The following is a 257-nucleotide window of genomic DNA, read 5'->3' as shown; positions in this document are numbered from 1 at the left end:
AATACTGTGGTTTCTAACTCACCTAGCTCTTCAAGCTCACTGATCATATACAGTGGCTCGTTTCCTGTTTTAAATAAATGATGATGAGGTTTAAAGTCTATTTGATAGGTGTTACTACTTGTTTGCTCGTCAAAGCTTTGAGGTTTATTTCCTTGTGTTTCGTTTTTCATTCCAAGTACACGTTCAAATTGTACTTTTAACGAATCTGCCTCGGTTAAATCTGGCTCTTGCTCACCTTGAAGTGCAGCAAGTAAAGC

Annotated in this window: 1 pseudogene; it reads right to left on the bottom strand. The window is 37.7% G+C overall.

The window, feature by feature from the left end:
* Nucleotides 1–257 (bottom strand): annotated as a pseudogene (locus AAEY57_RS20440) (chemotaxis protein CheA); the annotation flags it as partial.

The organism is Pseudoalteromonas sp. MER144-MNA-CIBAN-0113 (assembly GCF_040308965.1).
Classification (GTDB): Bacteria; Pseudomonadota; Gammaproteobacteria; order Enterobacterales; family Alteromonadaceae; genus Pseudoalteromonas; species Pseudoalteromonas tetraodonis.
Note: the sequence above shows the minus strand (reverse complement) of the source record. Positions and strands in the feature narration are given on the sequence as shown.